Source organism: Actinomadura sp. NPDC000929 (assembly GCF_040492065.1).
Taxonomy (GTDB): domain Bacteria; phylum Actinomycetota; class Actinomycetes; order Streptosporangiales; family Streptosporangiaceae; genus Spirillospora; species Spirillospora verrucosospora.
Genome location: NZ_JBEUPA010000105.1, coordinates 1 through 19696 on the forward strand (window position 1 = coordinate 1; position 19696 = coordinate 19696).

At 73.3% G+C, this 19696-nt stretch carries 18 protein-coding genes; 9 read left to right on the forward strand and 9 right to left on the reverse strand.

All coding sequences use genetic code 11. The features are described from left to right. On the reverse strand, positions 1-1284 hold a 1284-nt coding region (locus ABWI04_RS29220; RefSeq protein ID WP_353834464.1), incomplete at its 3' end, for a DHA2 family efflux MFS transporter permease subunit. A gap of 116 nt (positions 1285-1400) precedes the next feature. Here ABWI04_RS29220 and abmR point away from each other — a divergent pair. The 5 genes from abmR to ABWI04_RS29245 all read left to right on the forward strand — a co-directional run bounded on the left by abmR (position 1401) and on the right by ABWI04_RS29245 (position 6500). Beyond that, positions 1401-1922, forward strand: a complete 522-nt coding sequence (abmR, locus tag ABWI04_RS29225) for an ATP-binding transcription factor AbmR (protein ID WP_353834465.1) — start codon at positions 1401-1403, stop codon at positions 1920-1922. Positions 1923-2047: 125 nt separating this feature from the next. Beyond that, on the forward strand, positions 2048-2605 hold the full coding sequence (locus tag ABWI04_RS29230; RefSeq protein WP_345176954.1) for a hypothetical protein: 558 nt from the start codon (positions 2048-2050) through the stop codon (positions 2603-2605). A 155-nt stretch (positions 2606-2760) separates the two neighbouring features. Continuing rightward, on the forward strand, positions 2761-3585 hold the full coding sequence (locus ABWI04_RS29235) for an isoprenyl transferase (protein WP_345176956.1): 825 nt from the start codon (positions 2761-2763) through the stop codon (positions 3583-3585). A gap of 219 nt (positions 3586-3804) precedes the next feature. Then, a complete protein-coding gene (gene phoH2 / locus ABWI04_RS29240; protein ID WP_378188591.1) occupies positions 3805-5079 on the forward strand; it encodes an RNA 5'-3' helicase PhoH2 in 1275 nt (424 codons plus the stop codon). A 554-nt stretch (positions 5080-5633) separates the two neighbouring features. Further along, on the forward strand, positions 5634-6500 hold the full coding sequence (locus ABWI04_RS29245; RefSeq protein WP_353834467.1) for an aggregation-promoting factor C-terminal-like domain-containing protein: 867 nt from the start codon (positions 5634-5636) through the stop codon (positions 6498-6500). A gap of 75 nt (positions 6501-6575) precedes the next feature. On the opposite strand, the gene ABWI04_RS29250 is transcribed toward ABWI04_RS29245, so the two are convergent. The 4 genes from ABWI04_RS29250 to ABWI04_RS29265 form a co-directional block, all read right to left on the reverse strand. Next, positions 6576-7976 (reverse strand): class II fumarate hydratase, encoded by a 1401-nt coding sequence (locus ABWI04_RS29250; RefSeq protein WP_345176963.1) that lies wholly within the window; start codon positions 7974-7976, stop codon positions 6576-6578. Between the two features lie 100 nt (positions 7977-8076). Continuing rightward, a complete protein-coding gene (locus ABWI04_RS29255; RefSeq protein WP_345176965.1) occupies positions 8077-9339 on the reverse strand; it encodes a serine/threonine-protein kinase in 1263 nt (420 codons plus the stop codon). Positions 9340-9490: 151 nt separating this feature from the next. After that, entirely contained in the window at positions 9491-11131 is a 1641-nt protein-coding gene (locus tag ABWI04_RS29260; RefSeq protein ID WP_353834468.1) for a fumarate hydratase, read from the reverse strand. A 1-nt stretch (position 11132) separates the two neighbouring features. Continuing rightward, positions 11133-12074, reverse strand: coding sequence for an EamA family transporter (locus ABWI04_RS29265; protein ID WP_353834469.1), 942 nt, complete (start codon positions 12072-12074; stop codon positions 11133-11135). A 113-nt stretch (positions 12075-12187) separates the two neighbouring features. Between ABWI04_RS29265 and pdxR the strand changes: the two genes are divergently transcribed. Together pdxR and ABWI04_RS29275 are read left to right on the forward strand one after the other, a co-directional pair. Further along, positions 12188-13606 carry a MocR-like pyridoxine biosynthesis transcription factor PdxR gene (pdxR, locus tag ABWI04_RS29270; RefSeq protein WP_353834470.1) on the forward strand — a complete coding sequence of 473 codons (1419 nt, stop codon included), beginning with the start codon at positions 12188-12190 and terminating at the stop codon, positions 13604-13606. A 29-nt stretch (positions 13607-13635) separates the two neighbouring features. After that, entirely contained in the window at positions 13636-13869 is a 234-nt protein-coding gene (locus ABWI04_RS29275) for a hypothetical protein (RefSeq protein ID WP_345176975.1), read from the forward strand. 72 nt (positions 13870-13941) lie between these two features. Here ABWI04_RS29275 and ABWI04_RS29280 read toward each other — a convergent pair whose 3' ends face one another. From ABWI04_RS29280 to ABWI04_RS29290, 3 genes are all read right to left on the reverse strand, one after another. After that, entirely contained in the window at positions 13942-15207 is a 1266-nt protein-coding gene (locus ABWI04_RS29280) for an MFS transporter (RefSeq protein ID WP_353834472.1), read from the reverse strand. A gap of 103 nt (positions 15208-15310) precedes the next feature. Continuing rightward, on the reverse strand, positions 15311-16123 hold the full coding sequence (locus ABWI04_RS29285; protein ID WP_353834473.1) for an ABC transporter permease: 813 nt from the start codon (positions 16121-16123) through the stop codon (positions 15311-15313). Then, positions 16120-17073: an ABC transporter ATP-binding protein gene (locus ABWI04_RS29290; RefSeq protein WP_345176980.1), complete on the reverse strand. Its 954-nt coding sequence runs from the start codon at positions 17071-17073 to the stop codon at positions 16120-16122. Before ABWI04_RS29290 ends, ABWI04_RS29285 begins: the two co-directional genes overlap by 4 nt. A gap of 83 nt (positions 17074-17156) precedes the next feature. Between ABWI04_RS29290 and ABWI04_RS29295 the strand changes: the two genes are divergently transcribed. Beyond that, positions 17157-17768: a DUF1707 SHOCT-like domain-containing protein gene (locus ABWI04_RS29295; protein WP_345176982.1), complete on the forward strand. Its 612-nt coding sequence runs from the start codon at positions 17157-17159 to the stop codon at positions 17766-17768. A gap of 19 nt (positions 17769-17787) precedes the next feature. Here ABWI04_RS29295 and glpX read toward each other — a convergent pair whose 3' ends face one another. After that, positions 17788-18822: a class II fructose-bisphosphatase gene (glpX, locus tag ABWI04_RS29300; protein WP_345176984.1), complete on the reverse strand. Its 1035-nt coding sequence runs from the start codon at positions 18820-18822 to the stop codon at positions 17788-17790. A gap of 207 nt (positions 18823-19029) precedes the next feature. On the opposite strand from glpX, the gene ABWI04_RS29305 reads away from it, so the two are divergent. Beyond that, a complete protein-coding gene (locus ABWI04_RS29305; RefSeq protein WP_345176986.1) occupies positions 19030-19695 on the forward strand; it encodes a TetR/AcrR family transcriptional regulator in 666 nt (221 codons plus the stop codon). The last annotated feature ends 1 nt before the right edge of the window (position 19696 follow it).

Below are 19696 nucleotides of genomic sequence, written 5' to 3' on the forward strand. Positions count from 1 at the left end.
CGGCAGCCCGCCGGTGGCCACGCGGTCCCGGTAGAGCGCCGACAGCAGGCTGCCGAGGCCCGCGACGCCGAGCGTCCCGGCCGTCTGGCGCAGCGTCTGGACGAGGCCGGAGCCCCGTCCGGCCCGTGCGGCGGGCAGGGCGGCGAGGACCGCGTCCATCGCCGGGACGAGGGTCAGGCCGCAGCCGAGGCCGAGGACGAGCAGCCACGGGACGGTCGCGGAGTAGGCGTCGCCCGGCCCGGTGAGCGCGCCCCACCCGAAGCCGGCCGCGAGCACGAGCAGTCCGGTGACGAGGATCGGCTTGTGCCCGGCGCGGTGCGCGACCCGGTCGGTGACGATCCCGCCGGCGAGCAGGCCGAGCAGCATCGGCGTCAGCCGCAGCCCCGTGCCGAACACGTCGTTGCCCTGGACGGCCTCCAGGTACTGCGGGAGGACGAACAGCGCCCCCGCCATCATCAGGTTCGCGGCGACGGCGGCGACCACCGCCCAGGTGAAGCGGGGGTCGCGGAACAGCGCCATGTCCATCATGGGCGCGGCGGCGCGCCGCTCCCACAGGACGAACCCGGCCAGCAGGACGGCCGCGACCGCGAACGACGCCAGCACCACCGCGTCGCCCCAGCCCCGCACCGGGGCCTCGATGACCCCGTACACGAGCGCGACGACGCCGGCCGCCGACAGCAGTGAGCCGGCGCCGTCGATCCGCGGCGCGGACGGGTCCCGCGTCTCGGGCAGCAGCAGCGCCACCGCGACGCCGCCGACGAGCACGAGCGGCACGTTGACGAGGAAGACCGACCCCCACCAGAAGTTCTCCAGGAGCCAGCCGCCGAGCAGCGGGCCGAGCGGCAGCCCGAGCGCCATCGCCGACGACCAGACCGCGACGGCGCGGGTGCGCTCCTCCGGCGGGAAGATCGCGGGCAGCATCGACATGGACAGCGGCGTCACGATCGCCGCGCCGAGTCCCATGAACGCCCGGGCCGCGACGACGCCGCCGGAGCCGTCCGCGAACGCCCCGGCGAGCGAGGCGGCGCCGAAGACGGCGAGGCCGGCCACCAGCAGCCACTTGCGGCCGAACCGGTCGCCGAGCAGCCCGGCCGGGAGCAGCAGCGCGCCGAACACCAGCAGGTAGGAGTCCACGATCCACTGCAGCGCGCTGGTGCCCGCGTGCAGCTCCTCCGACAGCGTGGTCAGCGCGACGTTGAGGATCGTCATGTCGAACCCGAGCGCCAGCATGCTCAGCGCCAGGGCGCCCAGCCCGAGCCAGCGCCGCGTGTGCCCCTCGGTCATGACCGCCACCTCCGATTGACTGTCATTCTAAAATGAAAGTAACTATCAAATGGTGGTGGTTGTCAATCGGTGCGGAGGCTGGCGCATCTCCCGAGGGGGGATGTAATTTTGATTACATGAATACGAGTGAAGCGGTGGAGCAGCTCCGCGGCTGGTTCACCGGACGGCTCCCCGAGGAGTGGTTCGAGGGCGCGCCCGAGGTCGTCGTCGACCGCGAGGAGGTCGCGGTCGTCGGCACGCTGCCCCTCCCCGCCGCGGCGGCCGAGGCGGCCGGCGCCGAGCGCGCGGGCGTCGTCGCCGGGCACGTCCAGCGCTTCCGCGACGACACCCGCGACCGGCGGATCGCCATCGCCCGGGAGGCCGAGCAGCGCTTCGGCCGCAAGGTCTCCTGGGGCGTGGAGTGCGACGGCGAGCGGGAGATGTTCACCACCCTGTCGGTGCCGGTGATGACGCGGCTGCGGCAGCCCGAGCGCCGCGTCCTCGACACGCTCGTGGACGCCGGGGTCGCCCGCAGCCGCAGCGACGCGCTCGCCTGGTGCGTCCGGCTCGTCGGCAAGAACACCGACGAGTGGCTGTCGGAGCTGCGCAGCGCCCTGCAGCACGTCGAGCGCGCCCGCGCCGCGGGCCCGCAGGCCTGACCGCGAGGGCGGGCGGGGCCGGGCCGGCCATTACCCGATCCGAATGATCACTAGGTGTGATCATGGTGCCGACCTCCTCTACTGTGCCTGGGTAGCGGGCCGGACGGGGGCGGGAGGTGCACGGGATGCTGGGGCTGCGCTGCCTGGACGGGTCCGCGCTCGCGGTGGTCCCGATCGCCTCGCTCGACCGCGGCGGCACCCCGTTCGAGGTCACGCTCGAACTGTGGCGGGACGGCGACTCGTTCGGGGCGGTGGGGGAGCGGTGCGGCTACTTCCTGGCCGGGCTCGCCGCCCGGGTCGCCGCCGCACGGGCCGACGGGTCCCCGCAGGCGGCGCGCTGGCCCGACCCCGACGACCGCTTCCCCGACCCCGTCCCCGGCGACACCGCCCGCGAGCCCGAGCTGTTCGCGTTCCGCTACCGCGACCGCGGTGACGTGATCAGCACCGGCGAGCTGCGGTGCTCCCTGCGCACGTCATCGATGTGGGTCGGCCGCCAGCAGTCCGCGGCGGGACGGTGGCGGGTCGCGCGGCGCGCCGTGATCGAGGCGTGGGGCGCGGGCGGCCGCGGCGTGCGCGCCGTCCTCACGTCGGCCGAACTGGCGCGTTTTCTCTCCGACCTGCTCGCCGAGGCGGACCGGGCCAGAGCAGGCCATCCGCCCCGCCTGACGCCTCCCGCGCGTTAGCCTGGCCTCACGGGGACGGTGGGAGAAGTGTCGCCGTCGGGCCATAATTGAGCGACTTTCCGCCAGGGTCGGTCGCTCGAAGGGAAGCCCATATGCGGGTTCGGCGTACGGGAGAGCCGCGCACCAGGAGGACGCGCGGCGCGCGAAGGGACGGCGTGCGCCGGCGCCCCTCCGAGGGAGGGCGGCTGGTCTCGGCCCTCCGCCGCAGCGGCCCGTACGCGGCCGTCCGCGACGCCGTCTACCGGATGTACGAGCGGCGCGTCGAGGCCGATCTGCCCACCGACGTCACCCCCCGGCACGTCGGCGTGATCCTCGACGGCAACCGGCGTTGGGCCAGGTCGATGGGGCTGGCCGACGTCAACTCCGGGCACCAGCGCGGCGCCCAGAAGATCTCCGAGCTGCTCCAGTGGAGCGCCGAGGCGGGGGTCGAGCACGTCACGCTGTGGCTGCTGTCGACCGACAACCTCAACCGGCCCGCCGACCAGCTCGAACCGCTGCTGGCGATCATCGAGAACACCGTCCGCAAGCTCGCCGCCGACGGCTGGCACGTCAAGCCCGTCGGCGCCCTCGACCTGCTGCCCGATAAGACGGCCCGCGTCCTGAAAGATGCGGGAGAGGCCACATCGAGCGCACCCGGCCTGATTGTGAACGTCGCGGTTGGGTATGGAGGTAGGCGTGAGATCGCTGATGCGGTGCGCTCTCTGCTCATCGAGCAGGCGAGTCGTGGCACCAGCATCGAGGAACTCGCCGAGGTCCTCGACGTGGAGCACATCGCGGAGCATCTCTACACGCGCGGCCAGCCGGATCCGGACCTGGTCATCCGCACCTCGGGGGAGCAGCGTCTCTCCGGTTTCATGCTCTGGCAGAGCGCCCACTCGGAGTTCTACTTCTGCGAGGTCCATTGGCCGGACTTCCGCAAGGTGGACTTCCTGCGGGCCATCCGCTCCTATGCCGCGCGGCACCGGCGCTACGGTACCTGACCGTCCACTGAGGACCACCGCCCCTGCGCGGGCGGACCTGCGCGCCACCGGCAGTTCCCCCATATCCAGGGAGATCGAGTGGCCACAACCTCCGCGCGCCGTCCCGGCACGTCCGCCGGGATCCCGTCCGGGACCTCTGTTCCGGAGACCTCTGGAGACCGCGGGGGCGCCGCTCCCGGCAGGGAACCGGACCGGCGCACGTACGTCCTCGACACCAGCGTGCTGCTCGCCGATCCGGGAGCGATGACGCGGTTCGCCGAGCACGAGGTCGTACTCCCCATCGTCGTCATCTCCGAACTGGAGGCCAAGCGGCACCACCCCGAGCTCGGCTACTTCGCCCGGCAGGCGCTGCGCACGCTGGACGACCTGCGCCTGCGGCACGGCCGGCTGGACGAGCCGGTCTCGGTCGAGGGGGCGCTCGGCGACCAGGGCGGAACGCTCCGCGTCGAGCTGAACCACGCCGACCCGAGCGTCCTGCCGGACGGGTTCCGGCTCGGCGACAACGACACCCGGATCCTGTCGGTGGCCGCCTGGCTGGCCCGTGAGGGACGCGACGTCGTGCTGGTCTCCAAGGACCTGCCGATGCGGGTGAAGGCGTCCGCGGTGGGGCTCGCCGCCGAGGAGTACCGCGCGGAGCTGGCCGTCGTGGAGTCCGGCTGGACCGGGATGCGCGAGCTGGAGGTCACCGCCGGGGCCGTCGAGGAGCTGTACGAGTCGGGGAGCGCCGATCTGGAGGAGGCGCGGGACCTGCCCTGCCACACGGGGCTGCGGCTGCTGTCCGAGCGCGGATCGGCCCTCGGCCGCGTCCAGCCGGACAAGTCGGTGCGGCTGGTGCGCGGCGACCGCGAGGTGTTCGGGCTGCGCGGCCGGTCCGCCGAGCAGCGGATCGCGCTGGACCTGCTGATGGACGAGGACGTCGGCATCGTCTCGCTCGGCGGGCGGGCCGGCACCGGCAAGTCGGCGCTCGCCCTCTGCGCGGGGCTGGAGGCCGTGCTGGAGCGGCGGCGGCACCGCAAGGTCGTGGTGTTCCGCCCCCTGTACGCGGTCGGCGGCCAGGAGCTCGGATACCTGCCGGGCTCGGAGGGCGAGAAGATGTCGCCATGGGCGCAGGCGGTCTACGACACCCTCTCGGCGGTGACGACGCCGGAGGTCGTGGACGAGGTGGTGGACCGTGACATGTTGGAGGTCCTGCCGCTCACCCACATCCGGGGCCGGTCGCTGCACGACGCGTTCGTGATCGTGGACGAGGCGCAGTCGCTGGAGCGCGGCGTGCTGCTCACCGTCCTGTCGCGGATCGGCGCGGGGTCGCGGGTGGTGCTGACCCACGACGTGGCGCAGCGCGACAACCTGCGCGTCGGCAGGCACGACGGCGTCGCGGCCGTGGTGGAGCGCCTGAAGGGCCACCCGCTGTTCGCGCACGTGACGCTGACCAGGTCGGAGCGCTCGCCGATCGCGGCGCTCGTGACCGACATGCTCGGCGACGTCGGGGTCTGACCCGGACGAGAGAGGACCCCGGCGGACCGGTGACGGCCGCCGGGGTCCTCGCGTCTCAGAACGCCGTGGACATTCCTACGGAGGGTGATCATTAAACCCCGCAGGGTAGGAATGTGGTGAAGGTCACACTCTCTCCGATGTGAGGGGAGAACCGCAGGTCCGTCCGTGTTTTCGGTACTTGCCGGGCGGGGTTGACAATCGTCCTGTCGGCCGCATTCGTCTCGTTTTGGTTGCGAAGCAGCCCTCGGCCTGGGGCATTGTGTCTCCCCGTAAGCACCCCCAGAGCGGTGCCGGCCCGGAGCGCGCCCCCCTATCGACGCGCGCGGCGGGCGGGGCGCCGTCCCGGGTCCGAGGCCGCCGGAGCAACCGGCGGCAGTCCCGGACCGGGGTGGAAAACAGTTCGTGCGCGTGTCCATGCGCGTGCGACCGTCGGAAGGACCGCCTTGTTCGGAGACCGTTCCGGGTCCCCTAGGCGAGACGATCGACAGAGCTCCGGCCCGGCGCAGCCGCCCGGCCCCTCCCCCGAGGGGCCCGAGGCGCCGCACGAGGACGACGTGCGCGTCGCCGGCACCGGGCCCCGTGCGGGCGTCCCCGCGGGGGACACGCTCGGACTCCAGCCCCTCCAGGAGCCGCCGCGCACCGGCGTCTCCGCCGGCGGCCCCGCCGACGAGATCTCCTCCGGGCCGGGCGGACCCCGCCGGGCCGGTCGCAAGGGCGGATCCGGCGCCCGCAAGGGCGGTCCCGCCGGGCGCAAGGAGGCCTCCGGCGGGCGCAACGGCGTGCGGATCGCGGTGGTCGCCGCGGGCGCCGCCGTCCTGCACGGCGGCGGTGCGGTCGCCGCGTTCGCGCTGACCGGCGGCTCCGGCGACGAGGGCCCCCAGACCGTCGAGCCCACCCGGCAGCTCGCCGACGCCGCCGTGCCGAAGATCGATCCGAAGGTGCTGGAGCAGCAGCGCAAGAAGCTGGCGCTGGAGCGGGCCTCCCGCGCGACGCGCCAGGACGGGGGCAAGAAGGGCCCGTCCCTGCTCCCCAAGGGCAAGCCGATCCCGACCAAGACGCCGGAGCCGAAGAAGACCGGCGGCAGCGGCGGCGGCCCGACGGGCGACCCGGTCCCCGCAGGCGAGGCGCAGGCGATCGCCAAGCGGCTGATGCCGAGCTACGGCTTCACCGGCAGCGGCCAGTTCGGCTGCCTGGTCAACCTGTGGAACAAGGAGAGCCACTGGAACGTCCACGCGTCCAACCCCTCCTCGGGCGCGTACGGAGTTCCGCAGGCCCTTCCCGGCGACAAGATGGCCAGCGCGGGACCCGACTGGCGGAACAACCCCACCACCCAGATCAAGTGGGGGCTCGGCTACATCAAGAACCGCTACGGCACGCCGTGCGGCGCGTGGTCGCACTCGCAGTCCGTCGGCTGGTACTGATCCGCCCCGGCGCGTCCCGGCCGCCCTGCGCGGCGCCTGGGACGCGCGGGGCGTCCGGGGCGGGCGCCGCCCGCCTCAGCGGCGGGCCGCGCCGGTCATCCGCAGCACGTCGAGCGCCTCGTCCAGCTGCTCGACGGTCAGTCTGCCCGCCTCGACGTGGCCGCGCTCCAGCACGACCTCGCGGATCGTCCGGCGCTCCCGGAGCGCCTGCTTGGCGACCTTCGCGGCCTCCTCGTACCCGAGGTAGCGGTTCAGCGGCGTCACGATCGACGGTGAGGACTCGGCGTACTCGCGCATCCGCTCCTCGTCGGCCTCGACGCCGTCCACGCAGCGGTCGGCCAGCAGCCGGGACGCGTTCGCCAGCAGGGTGATCGACTCCAGCACGTTGCGGGCCAGCATCGGCAGCATCACGTTCAGCTCGAAGCTGCCGGACGCGCCGCCGAACGCCACCGCCGCGTCGTTGCCGATGACCTGCGCGGCGACCTGCGCCACCGCCTCGGGGATCACCGGGTTCACCTTCCCCGGCATGATCGACGAGCCCGGCTGCAGGTCGGGCAGCCGGATCTCGGCGAGCCCGGCGCGCGGCCCCGACCCCATCCAGCGCAGATCGTTGGCGATCTTGGTGAGGCTCACCGCGATCGTGCGCAGCGCGCCGCTGGCCTCCACCAGGCCGTCGCGCGCGCCCTGCGCCTCGAAGTGGTCGCGGGCCTCGGTGAGCGGCAGTCCGGTGGCCCGGGCGAGCTCGGCGACGGTGCGGGCGGCGAAGCCCTCGGGGGTGTTGATGCCGGTGCCGACGGCCGTCCCGCCGAGCGGGAGCTCCGCCAGCCGCGGCAGCACGGCCTCCAGCCGTTCCACGCCGTGCCCGGCCTGCGCGGCGTACCCCCCGAACTCCTGCCCGAGGGTCACCGGCGTCGCGTCCATCAGGTGGGTGCGGCCGGACTTGACGACGGTCGCGAACTCCTCGGCCTTGCGGGCGAGCGCGGCCTCCAGATGCCGCAGCGCGGGGATCAGCTCGTTCACGACGGCCCCGGTGGCCGCGACGTGGATGGACGAGGGGAACACGTCGTTGGACGACTGGGAGGCGTTCACGTGGTCGTTGGGATGGACGGGGCGGCCGAGCCGCTCCTGCGCCAGCGTCGCCACGACCTCGTTGGCGTTCATGTTGGACGACGTCCCCGAGCCGGTCTGGAACACGTCGATCGGGAACTGGTCGTCCCACCGCCCGGCGGCGACCTCGCGGGCGGCCTCGGCGATGGCGCCGGCGAGGTCCTCGTCGAGGACGCCCAGCTCGGCGTTGACGACCGCCGCGGCGGCCTTGATCTGGCCGAGCGCGGCGATGTGCGCGGCCTCCAGCGTCCGTCCGGAGATCGGGAAGTTCTCCACCGCGCGCTGCGTCTGGGCCCGCCACTTGGCCGCGGCCGGAACCCGGACCTCGCCCATCGAGTCGTGCTCGACCCGGAACTCCTGCTCGCCCATGGAACGCCTCCCACTCGACTCCGGCGGCCGCCGCCGTCGGTCGCCGCCTGAAAAGGGCAGCCCTGTCAGTGGGGTCACGCATTCCCGCGTGAGGCGCGGATCACTCCTTGTTCAGCGTGTAGTTCTGCCGCTCGCCCGGCCTGCCCGCCGGCTTCTGCCGCCCGTTCACCCAGACGTCGCACGCGGACGCGTCGTAGACGACCGCGTTGATGCGCGGCTGGTCGTACCGGCGCGCCTCGCCCATGCGCAGCGTCTCGTCGCTGAGCACCGTCATCGCGGCCCCCGGGACCGACACGAAGATCTTGCAGGAGTCGGTGCGGGCCCGGACGACGAGCGTGCTGGTCGCGGCGCCGGGCGGCGCGGCGGCCTGGGTCGTGCTCGCCGGGGTGGACGCGCCGGCGGTGGGGGAGGGGCCGGGGCTCTCCCGCATCATGCCGACGATGAGGGCGGTGGCGCCGATGCCGCAGGAGGCGACGGTCGCGCCGATGAGCCCGATCACGACCATCAGCCGGTAGCGGGGGGTCGGCGCGCGGCGGCCCGAGCGCGGGCCCGCCATGGCCCGTTCGAGCCGGTCGACCGCGCGGGCGTGGCTGAGCCGCCGGGTGGGGTTCTTCTCCAGCAGCCCGGTAATGACGGGCGCGAGCGCGCCGGCGTTCTGCGGGGCGGGGGTCGACTCGTTGGCCAGCGCCGACAGCGTCGCCATGACGTTCTCGCGCTCGAACGGCGGGCGGCCCTCCAGCGCCGCGTACAGCGTCGCGCCGAGCGACCACAGGTCGGACCGCGGGGTCGCCTTCTCCCCGGCGGCGACCTCGGGCGCCACGTACGCGGGCGACCCCATGAAGTGGCCCGTCGCGGTGAGGCTCGCCGAACCCGAGGAGAACGCGAGCCCGAAGTCGGTGAGGACGACGCGGTCGCCGTCCAGGAGCACGTTGCTCGGCTTCAGGTCGCGGTGCACGATCCCGGCCTTGTGCGCGGTGTTGAGGGCGTCCAGCAGGGCGCGGCCGATGTGCCCGACGCGCTCGGGCGGCAGCGGGCCCGAGCGCTCGATGAGCTGTTCGAGGCTGGGCGCCTCGATCATCTCCATCACGATCCAGGGACGGCCCTGCTCGATGACCACGTCGTAGACCTCGACGATGGAGTGCGTGCGCAGCTGCGCGGGCGCGCGCGCCTCCCGGAGGGTACGGCGGTAGAAGAGCACCCGGTCGTCCTCGGCGAGGTTGTCGGGGATCCGCAGTTCCTTGATCGCGACAGCGCGGTCGAGGAGCTCGTCGTGCCCCCTCCACACCGTGCCGTTGGCGCCCTGACCTATCTCCGAGACCAGCCGGTAGCGCGTCGCTAGCACGAGGCGCTCTGACTGTGACATGGCGGAAAAGATACCGGAGTGGCCAGCCGGTCATCGGGGAGACTTCATCACCAACGCGAATTTTGGCCCAATACTGTGACCTTGCGACAAGAAACCGCGGGGGACCGCCTCCCGGCGGCCCCGGGCGGGGGCCGCCGGCCGCCGCCGGAGGTCAGCGCCTGCCGATGCTGAGGACGGGTCCGGTGGTGTCGGCGAAGAAGTCCTCGCCCTTGTCGTCCACCACGATGAAGGCCGGGAAGTCCTCGACCTCGATCTTCCAGACGGCCTCCATGCCGAGCTCCGGGTACTCCAGGACCTCGACCTTCTTGATGCAGTCCTGCGCGAGCCGCGCCGCCGGGCCGCCGATCGAGCCGAGGTAGAAGCCGCCGTGCTCCTTGCAGGCGTCGGTGACCTGCTTGGACCGGTTGCCCTTGGCCAGCATGACCAGCGAGCCGCCCGCGGCCTGGAACTGCTCGACGTAGGAGTCCATCCGGCCGGCCGTGGTCGGGCCGAACGAGCCCGACGCGTAGCCCTCGGGCGTCTTGGCCGGGCCCGCGTAGTAGACGGCGTGGTCGCGCAGGTACTGCGGCATCGGCTCGCCCGCGTCCAGCCGCTCCTTGATCTTGGCGTGCGCGATGTCGCGCGCCACGACGAGCGGGCCGGTCAGCGACAGCCGCGTCCGGACCGGGTACCGGGTCAGCTCGGCGCGGATCTCCGCCATCGGGCGGTTGAGATCGATGGCGACGACGTCGTCGTCCAGGTGCTCGCCGGTGGTGTCGGGCAGGTACTGGGCGGGGTCGGTCTCCAGCCGCTCCAGGAACACGCCCTCCGCGGTGATCTTGGCGAGGGCCTGCCGGTCGGCGCTGCACGAGACGGCGATCGCGACCGGGCAGGACGCGCCGTGCCGCGGCAGCCGGATCACCCGCACGTCGTGGCAGAAGTACTTGCCGCCGAACTGCGCCCCGATCCCGAGCTTCTGCGTCAGCTCGAACACCTGGAGCTCCAGCTCCAGGTCGCGGAACCCGTGCCCGAGCGGCGAGCCCTCGGTGGGCATCGCGTCCAGGTAGTGGGCCGAGGCGTACTTGGCGGTCTTCAGCGCGTACTCGGCGGACGTGCCGCCCACGACGATCGCCAGGTGGTACGGCGGGCACGCGGCCGTGCCGAGCGAGCGGATCTTCTCCTCCAGGAAGGACATCATCCGCTTGGGGTTCAGGACGGCCTTGGTCTCCTGGAAGAGGAACGACTTGTTGGCGCTGCCGCCGCCCTTGGCCATGAACAGGAACTTGTAGGCGTCGCCGGGCGTCGCGTACAGCTCGATCTGCGCGGGCAGGTTGGAGCCGGTGTTCTTCTCGTCCCACATCGTCACGGGCGCCATCTGCGAGTAGCGCAGGTTCAGCTTCGTGTAGGCGTCGTACACCCCGCGCGAGATGTGCCTCTCGTCGTCGCCGTCCGTCAGGACGTGCTGGCCGCGCTTGCCCATGACGATCGCGGTGCCGGTGTCCTGGCACATCGGCAGGACGCCGCCGGACGCGATGCCCGCGTTCTTCAGCAGGTCCAGCGCGACGAACCGGTCGTTGGGGGACGCCTCGGGGTCGTCCAGGATCCGGCGGAGCTGCGCCAGGTGCGCCGGACGCAGCAGGTGGGCGATGTCGCGCATGGCCGTCTCGGTGAGCAGCCGCAGGGCCTCCGGCTCGACCTGCAGGAACGTCCGCCCGTTCGCTTCGAACGTCGAGACCCCGTCGGAGGTCAGGAGCCGGTAGTCGGTCTCGTCCGGGCCGAGCGGAAGCAGGTCGGTGTGGGAGAAGTCAGGCATCTCAGGCAGATCCTCGCGCGATTCCGATGGGGGCCGCCTCACAGGTTACGGGCTCGGCGGGCGCGGGCCCACGGGGGGCGACCCGGGCGCGCAGGCCCACCGCGACGCCCGCGGCGACCAGGACGGCGCCCGCCAGATCGGCCGGTCCCGGCCGGTCGAGGCCGAGCGCGACGGTCGTGACCACCGCGCTGATCGGGATCAGGCCCGCGCACAGCCCGGCGCGGTCCGCCCCGAGCCGCCCGATCGCGTCGTACCAGAGCAGGAACGCGATCGTGGTGACGACGATCGACAGGTAGGCGAAGCCGGCCAGCTCGCCGGCCGTCGGGACGCGCAGCAGCGCCGTCCCGTCCGCGACCAGGCCGGCCGCCAGCAGCATCGGGACGGCCAGCGCGGCGGAGTAGGCGGAGACCCGCAGCGGTCCGAGGCGCGGCAGCAGCGGCACGGCCAGCAGCGAGAAGCCCACCTCGCCGCCGAGGGCGCCGAGCGAGAGCAGCAGCCCGCGGACGCCACCGCCCCCGAAGCCGTTCGCGAGCGCGGCCCCCGCCGCCACCACGCAGGCCGCCGCGATGATCGCCGGGGCGGGGCGGCGGCCGTCCAGCAGCGGCCCGACCACCGCCAGCACGATCGGGACCGTCGCGATCACCGTGCCGACGGTGGCCGGGCTGGTGTCCCGGGTGGCCAGCACGATGCAGACGTTGAACGCCACCAGTCCGGTCCCCGCCAGGGCCGTCAGCAGCAGCCAGTCGCGGGCGGAGGGGCGGCGGGCGGGCCCTCCGGCGAGGCGCGCCACGACGAGCAGGACCAGCGCGGCCGCGGCGTACCGGACCGCCTGGCCGCCGAAGACGGGATAGCCGGAGATGGTCGCCGAGACGGCCGTCAGCGTGCCGACGAGGGACATCGCGGCCCCGGCCCCCGCCATGCCGCGCCTGTGGGAGGTGTTCATGGACCGAACGCTAGGGCGCGGTTGGTCCATGGGACAGAGCCAATCAATCCCCCCGAACGCGGACCAATACCCTCTCCGTGACGTCCACACCGCCCCTTGACGCTGAGAGTCATGTGACCGACCTTCATCTTTCTCTCGACCGGTCCGCCGGGCGGCTGGCCGCGCAGATCGCCGCGGGCTTCCGCGCGGCGGTGCGCTCCGGCCGGCTGACCGCCGGGACCCGGCTGCCGTCGAGCCGCGATCTGGCCCGTGACCTGGACGTCTCCCGCGGTGTCGTCGTCACCGCCTACGAGCAGCTCACCGCCGAGGGCTTCCTGATCGCCCGGCGCGGCGACGGCACCCGCATCGCGCCGCTGGCCCGCCCCGACGAGGAGATCGGGCCGCCGCCCGGGCCGCCGCCCCGCCCGGCCGAGCCACGGACGGAACCGGCCGTCCTGTACGACCTGACGCCCGGGCAGCCCGACCTCTCGGCGTTCCCCCGCGAGCGCTGGATCGCCGCCGCCCGCACCGCGCTGCGCACGCTGCCGCACGACGCGCTCGCCTACCCCGACCCGGCCGGCGTCCCGGACCTGCGGGCCGAGCTCGCGTCCTACCTCGGCCGGGTGCGCGCCGCGCACGCCGACCCCGGCCGGATCGTGATCATGAACGGGGTGGCGCAGGGCCTGTCGGGCCTGCTCGGCCAGCTGCGCTCCGACGGCCACACCGCGCTCGCCGTCGAGGACCCCACCAGCGTCCGGCAGCTGCCGATGCTGGCCGCCGCCGGGGTCCGCCTCGTCCGCGTCCCGGTGGACGAGGAGGGCCTGGACGTCGCGGCGCTCGCCCGCACCCAGGCCCGCGCCGTGCTCGTGACGCCCGCGCACCAGTACCCGACCGGCGTCGTGCTGTCCCCGGCGCGGCGCGCCGCGCTGATCGCCTGGGCGCGCGACGCGGACGGCGTCGTCCTGGAGGACGACTACGACGCCGAGTTCCGCTACGACCGCGACCCCGTCGGCTGCCTCCAGGGCGTCGACCCCGACCGGGTCGTCCTCCTCGGCTCGGTCAGCAAGTCGCTCGCCCCCGCCCTGCGCCTCGGCTGGGCCCTCGCGCCGCCGTTCCTCGCCGAGGGCCTGCGGGAGCACCGCACCAACACCGACCTCGGCGCGCCCGTCCTGGAGCAGTACGCGCTGACCGAGTTCCTGCGTGGCGGCGGCTACGACCGGCATCTGCGCACCATGCGGAGGCGGTACCGGGCCCGGCGGGACGCCCTCGCCGGCGCGCTCGCCGAGAACCTGCCCGGCGCCAGGGTTCACGGCGTCTCAGCGGGCATCCACCTCTACGTGGAACTGCCGGGCGGGTGCGACGAGGACGGAGTCGTGGAGCGCGCGGCGCGGGCCGGGGTGTCGGTCGCGGGCGCCCGCGCCATGTGGTCGCCCCGCCGCGCCGAGGAGGCGCCCCCCGCGCTCGTCCTGGGCTACGCGGGCCTCCCGGAGCCGCGCCTGGTCAAAGCCGCGCAACTGCTGGGTCAAGCGGTTGCTCACGGTGATGGAGGGTAAGAACAGCATCCCCGGTGTAGGAGGTATGCATGAGTCTGGAAGAGGCCGCGCGGCAGTTGAAGATGGCCGGCCACGACGCGCAGGTGGCCTTCGACTGTGTCGGTCTGGGCGACCTCGAACGGGCGCAGGAGCACGCCGTGACGCTCCGGGCCGCGGCCGACGCCGCCGAAGTGGCGCTCAGCCAAGCCCTGAAGGACATGTCTCCCGAGGAGGCCCAGACGGAAGGCGAGCGCGCCGTCACGGCCCTGGCCGAAGACGCGTGAGCAGTGCCTTCCCAGGGGGGCGCCCCTGGAACCCCCGGTGCGGCTGGTCGTACCCGCTACCGGAGCGACACGTCATGAACCCGCACGGGCACGGGAGCCCGGATCGTGGCGTGAGGATCGCCCGGCTCGCAACGGGGGTTCCAGGGGGTCGCCCACCTGGGAAGACACAGCGAAGCCCTTCGCGGTGGCGAAGACGACCAGGATCAGGGCCGTGGGGACGATGAACGCGATGCGCAGGCCGTGGTCGGCGCTGAGCGGGGCGATGGCCCCGACCACGGCGGCGCCGAGGACGAAGCCGACGTAGTTGAAGATGTTGACCCGGGCGACGGCGACGCCGAGACCGGTCGGGTCGACGCGTCCGGCGGCGGAGAAGGACACCGGGGCGATCACGCTCAGGCCGAGCCCGGCGACCGCGAACGCGGCGATGGCGACGGCCGCGTTGGGCGCGGCGACCACGCCGGCCATGCCGAGGACGCCGACCAGGCCGCCGATCCGCACCACCCTGACGGCCCCCGAGCGGCGGACGGCGAGGTCGGCGACGGCGCGGCTGACGACCATGGTGACCTGGTAGGCGACGTAGCCGAGCGGGGCGACCCAGTCGCTCGCGGACAGCTCGTCGTCCAGGTACTTGGCGCCGTAGCTGGAGATCGCCGAGTCGGCCAGGTAGGCGACGGCCATCGCGGCGCCCACGACCAGGATCGGGCGCCACGGGACGCTGCGCCCGGCGGCCTTCAGCTCCTCGGCGGTGGGGCCGTCCCCCTCCTCGGCGCGGTGGTAGAGGCGGCCGCCGGTGGCGAGCGAGGCGGCCACGCCGACGGCGGCGGCGATGGCGAAGCCGGTGAACAGCGACAGGTCCAGCCTGTTGGCGAGGGACGCCCACAGGCCGCCGAGGATCCCCGCGACGCTCCACACCGCGTAGAACCCGGTGATCAGGCTGATCCCGTACCGGCGCTCGACGGCGATCGCCTGGGCGTTCATCGAGGCGTCCACCGCGCCGACGAAGAGGCCGAAGGCGGCGACGGTCACGTAGAGGGCGGGGTCGTTGTCGCCGGTGAGGCCGATCAGGGCGATCGTGACGGCCACGGCGGGCTGGGAGACGCGCAGCACCGGGGCGCTGCCGAGCCGCTGGAACAGCGCGCCGGACGCGACGCTCCCCACGCCCGCGACCAGCGGCACCATGAGCAGCACCAGCGACAGCGTGGCGTCGCTGAGGTGGTGCGACTCCTGCATCTTCGGCACCTGCGTCACCAGCGAGGCGAAGCAGAGCCCCTGGACGGCGAACGCCGTGTACGCGGCGAACCGGGCCCGGCGGTCCCGGGCGGTGGTGCCCTCGCTCATGCGCCCCGACCTCTCTGGCTGCGCACCGTGAACGGACGCAATGTGAAGAAGATTCGCGTCAGCGTAGGGACAGGGGACGCCCCAGGTCAATGGGCGGGGACCGTCAGCCGATGAGGCGCCTGCGCATCCCCCGCACGGCGATGATCCACATCAGCGCGGCGAACACCACCAGCGCGCCGAGGTGGCCGAGGTCGGCGAGCGGGTGCAGGCCGAACACCGCGTCCCTGACCAGCTGCACGCAGTGGTACAGCGGGTTGAGGTGGGAGACCTTCTGCGCCCAGCCGGGCAGCGCGTCGATGGGGAAGAACGTCCCGGCGATCAGGAACAGCGGCGTCACCACACCGGTGATCACGTAGTCGAACGAGTTGATCGACGGCACCACCGACGACGTCCACATGCCGAAGAGGCCGAAGCCGAGCGCGGTGAAGAACGTCACGAACGGCACCAGCAGCATCCCGGGGGACGGGTCGAGGCCGAAGAACAGCGCCACGACGAGCGGGGTGCACGAGTACACCGCCGACTTGGCCGCGATCCACAGCGCCTCGCCCGTCACGAGCTCGTGCACGTCCACGGGCGCGGCGAGCATCGCGTCGTAGGTGTGCTGGAACACCCGCCTGATGTAGCCGTTGAACATCCCCGGGAACACCGAGGTGAACAGCGCCGCGGTCCCGACGACGCCGGTCGCGACGAAGTCCAGGTACCGGTAGTCGCCGATCACCGCGACCATCGAGCCGAACCCGTAGCCGAAGGCCAGCAGGAAGAACGTCGGCTCCACCATCGAGGCGAACGACTGCGACTTCCAGTACCGCTTGTAGAGGGCCAGCTCGTGGCGCCAGATCCCCCGGACCGGCGCCGCCTCGAACCGCCGCAGACGCGGCGCCCGCTCCGCCGTCGCCGCTTCCGCCTGGACGGTCACTCCACACGCTCCCCGGTCAGCACCACGAACACGTCTTCGAGGTTGGAGGCCCGGCGGACGCCGTCCGGGCCGAGTTCGTCCTCCAGTGAGGGCGCGATGGTCTCGGCCTTCAGCACCGACACCGAGGGGCCGGTGCGGCGCGTCGGCAGCCCGGCCGCCCGCGCGACCCGCTCCACCTCCGTCAGCCGGTCCGGCGGCCCGTAGTGCTCGACGACCCGCTCGCCCGCGTACTCGGCCACCAGCGCCGACGGCGTGCCCCGCGCGATGACCCTGCCGTGCGACATCAGCGCGCACTCGTCGGCGAGGCGCTCGGCCTCCTCGATGTAGTGCGTCGACATCAGCACGGTCGTGCCGCCGGCGCGCAGCCCGTCGATCAGGCCCCAAAGCTCGGCCCGCACCTGCGGGTCGAGGCCCACGGTCGGCTCGTCCAGCAGGACGAGCGCGGGGCGGTGCACGAGCCCGCGGGCGATCAGCAGCCGCCGCCGCATTCCCCCGGACAGGCCGTCCACCCTGGTCAGCTGCCGCTCGGTGAGGTGCGCGATCGCCAGCGCGGCGTCCACCGCCTCGCGCCGCGCCTTGCGCGGCACCCGGTACAGGTGCGCGAACACCTCCAGGTTCTCGCGCGCGGTGAGCTCCTCGTCGAGGTTGTCCTGCTGGGGGACGACGCCCATCGCCGCCCGCGCGCGCTTGGACTCCCGGGGCACGTCGAAGCCGAGCACGCGGATCGTGCCCTCGTCGGCGACCGCCTGCGCGGTCAGCATCTTCATCGTGGTCGACTTGCCGGCGCCGTTCGGGCCCAGCAGCCCCAGGCAGATGCCGGAGGGGACGTCGAGGTCGAGCCCGTCCACGGCGGTGAAGCCGCCGAACCGCTTCACGACGCCGCGGAGGCTGATCGCCGCCGTGCCGGTGCCCTCGTGGGCAGGCGCGATCTCGGCACGATGCAAGGTCATACCCCTCACACTAGGTAAGGGAGGGACGAATCCCCACCCGTTTTCCCGCGGGGCCGTCCCCGCCGGGGGATACCCTCTTCCCTGTGGACCTCCCCCATCGCCCGGCGGCCGAGAAGGTCACCAACGTGCGCGACCTGCGCGCGTCCGACGCCGACCGGGAACGCGTCGCCGCCGTCCTGGGCGAGGCCCTCGCGGACGGGCGGCTCACCATCGAGGAGCACTCCGAGCGCGTTTCCCGCGCCTACGCCGCCCGCACCCTGGGCGAGCTGACGGGGCTCACCGGCGACCTCAGCCCCGAGGAGGCGCAGCCCATCCTCGTGGACGACCGCCCGGTCTCGGTCTTCTTCGGCCGCACCCGGCGGGACGGGCGCTGGGTCGTCCCGGTCAAGCTCCCGCTCCTGGCCCTGTTCGGGACGGTCGAGCTCGACCTGCGCGAGGCCGTCCTGCAGCGCCGGCACATCGTCGTCGACTCGCTGGTGCTCGGCGGCCGCATCCGGCTGCTGGTCCCCGAGGGCGTCCGCGTGGACGTCACGGGGCGCACCATCCTCAGCACCCGCGACCTGCGGGCCCGTCCCGCGGCCGAGGGCCCGACCATCGAGGTGGGAGGCACGCTGATCTTCGGGTCGGTGCGGGCGCGGGCCCCGAAGCCCTCGCTGCGCAGCCGCGTCCGCAACCGCCTCACCCGCGGCCGGTAGGCCCGCGGGGCCCGCCGCCCTACACCGCCGTGTCGAAGTTGATCGCGCTGTAGGCGCGCAGCTTGCTCAGCTGGTGCTCGCTGGAGATCGTCCGGATGGTGCCGCTGCGCGACCGCATGACCAGCGAGTGCGTGACCGCCGTGCCCTTGCTGTAGCGGACGCCGTCGACCAGCTCGCCGTCGGTGATGCCGGTCGCGGCGAAGAACACGTCGTCGGAGGTCACCAGGTCGTCGGTGGTGAGCACCCGGCCCGGCTCGTGGCCCGCGTCGGCGGCCTTCCGCCGCTCCTCGTCGTCCTGCGGCCACAGCCGGCCCTGGATCACCCCGCCGAGCGCCTTGATCGCGCACGCGGCGATGATGCCCTCCGGGGTGCCGCCGATGCCGAGCAGCAGGTCGACGCCGGTGCCCGGCCGGGACGCCATGATCGCGCCGGCCACGTCGCCGTCCAGGATGAACTTGATCCGCGCCCCGGCCTCCCGGACCTCCTTGACGATGCCCTCGTGCCGCGGCCGGTCCAGGATGCACACCGTCACGTCGTGCGGCGAGGAGCCCTTGGCGCGGGCGATCGCGCGGATGTTGTCGGCGATCGGGCGCTCGATGTCGACGACGTCGGCCGCCTCCGGGCCGGTCACCAGCTTCTCCATGTAGAACACCGCCGACGGGTCGAACATCGACCCGCGCGGCGCCACCGACAGCACCGCGATCGCGTTGTTCATGCCGAGCGCGGTCAGCCGGGTGCCGTCCACCGGGTCGACGGCGACGTCGCACTCGGCGCCGGAGCCGTCCCCGACCTCCTCGCCGTTGTACAGCATCGGCGCGTTGTCCTTCTCGCCCTCGCCGATCACGACGACGCCCCGCATGGACACGGTGTTGATCAGCTGGCGCATCGCGTTCACGGCGGCCCCGTCGGCGCCGTTCTTGTCCCCCCGGCCGACCCAGCGCGCGGCGGCCATGGCGGCGGCCTCGGTCACCCGGACCAGCTCCATCGCGAGGTTGCGGTCCGGAGCCGACGGCTCGGTGGTGAGGGGGGAGGAAACGGTGGTCTCTTCGGACATGGCGGGGCAGCCCCTTCGGTCGGTGGTGCCTCGGATTCTCCGTGGACCGGATGGCAGGCCACAAATTGGACCAGACCAGCCGGGCCGCGGGCCTTCCGGGCACGGGGTCGATCAGGTGTCCTGGCGCGGGCGGAACGAGCACCGGAAACCACCACGGCACGGACAAGGGATCGTTTCCCCCTGGGAGAGGGCGTAATCTCAGGCGTCATGAGCAGCGACATCGACGTCCCGTCCGGCGGGGTGACCCAGAACGGGGGCGCGCGGCCCGCGGACGGCCCCGCGCGGACCTCCGACCGCGGGGCCGCCACCCGCGGCGCCCTGCTGGCCGCGGCCAGAGACGTCTTCTGCCAGTCCGGCTTCGCCCAGGCCGCGGTGACCGACATCGTCGCCAAGGCCGGCGCCAGCGTGGGGAGCCTCTACCACCACTTCAACGGCAAGGCGGACCTCTACCTGACGCTGTTCGAGGACTTCCAGGGACGCCAGCAGGAGCGCACCCGCGAGGCGATCAGCGCCGTCCGCGAGGCCGGCGAGAAGGACCCCATGCGGCAGTTCATCGCCGGCGCGGGCGCCTACCTCAACGGCTGCCTGGACGAGCGGGACGTCGCCCGGCTGTTCATCTCCGGCGACGGGCCTCCCGGGTTCGACCGGGTCATGCGCCAGCGCCTGAACAAGTGGGCCCGCCGCAACGCCGCCCTGTTCCACACCGCCGACGGCGGCGTCGACGAGGCCCTGGTCACGGTGCTGACGGGCGCGATGGCGGGCGCGGTCTCGGAGATCTCGCTGCTGGACGACGAGGACGCCGCCCGCCGCCTGGCCGACAAGATCATGGTCATCGTCGGCACGATCCGCAACCCCGGTACGGAGCAGCGCTGAG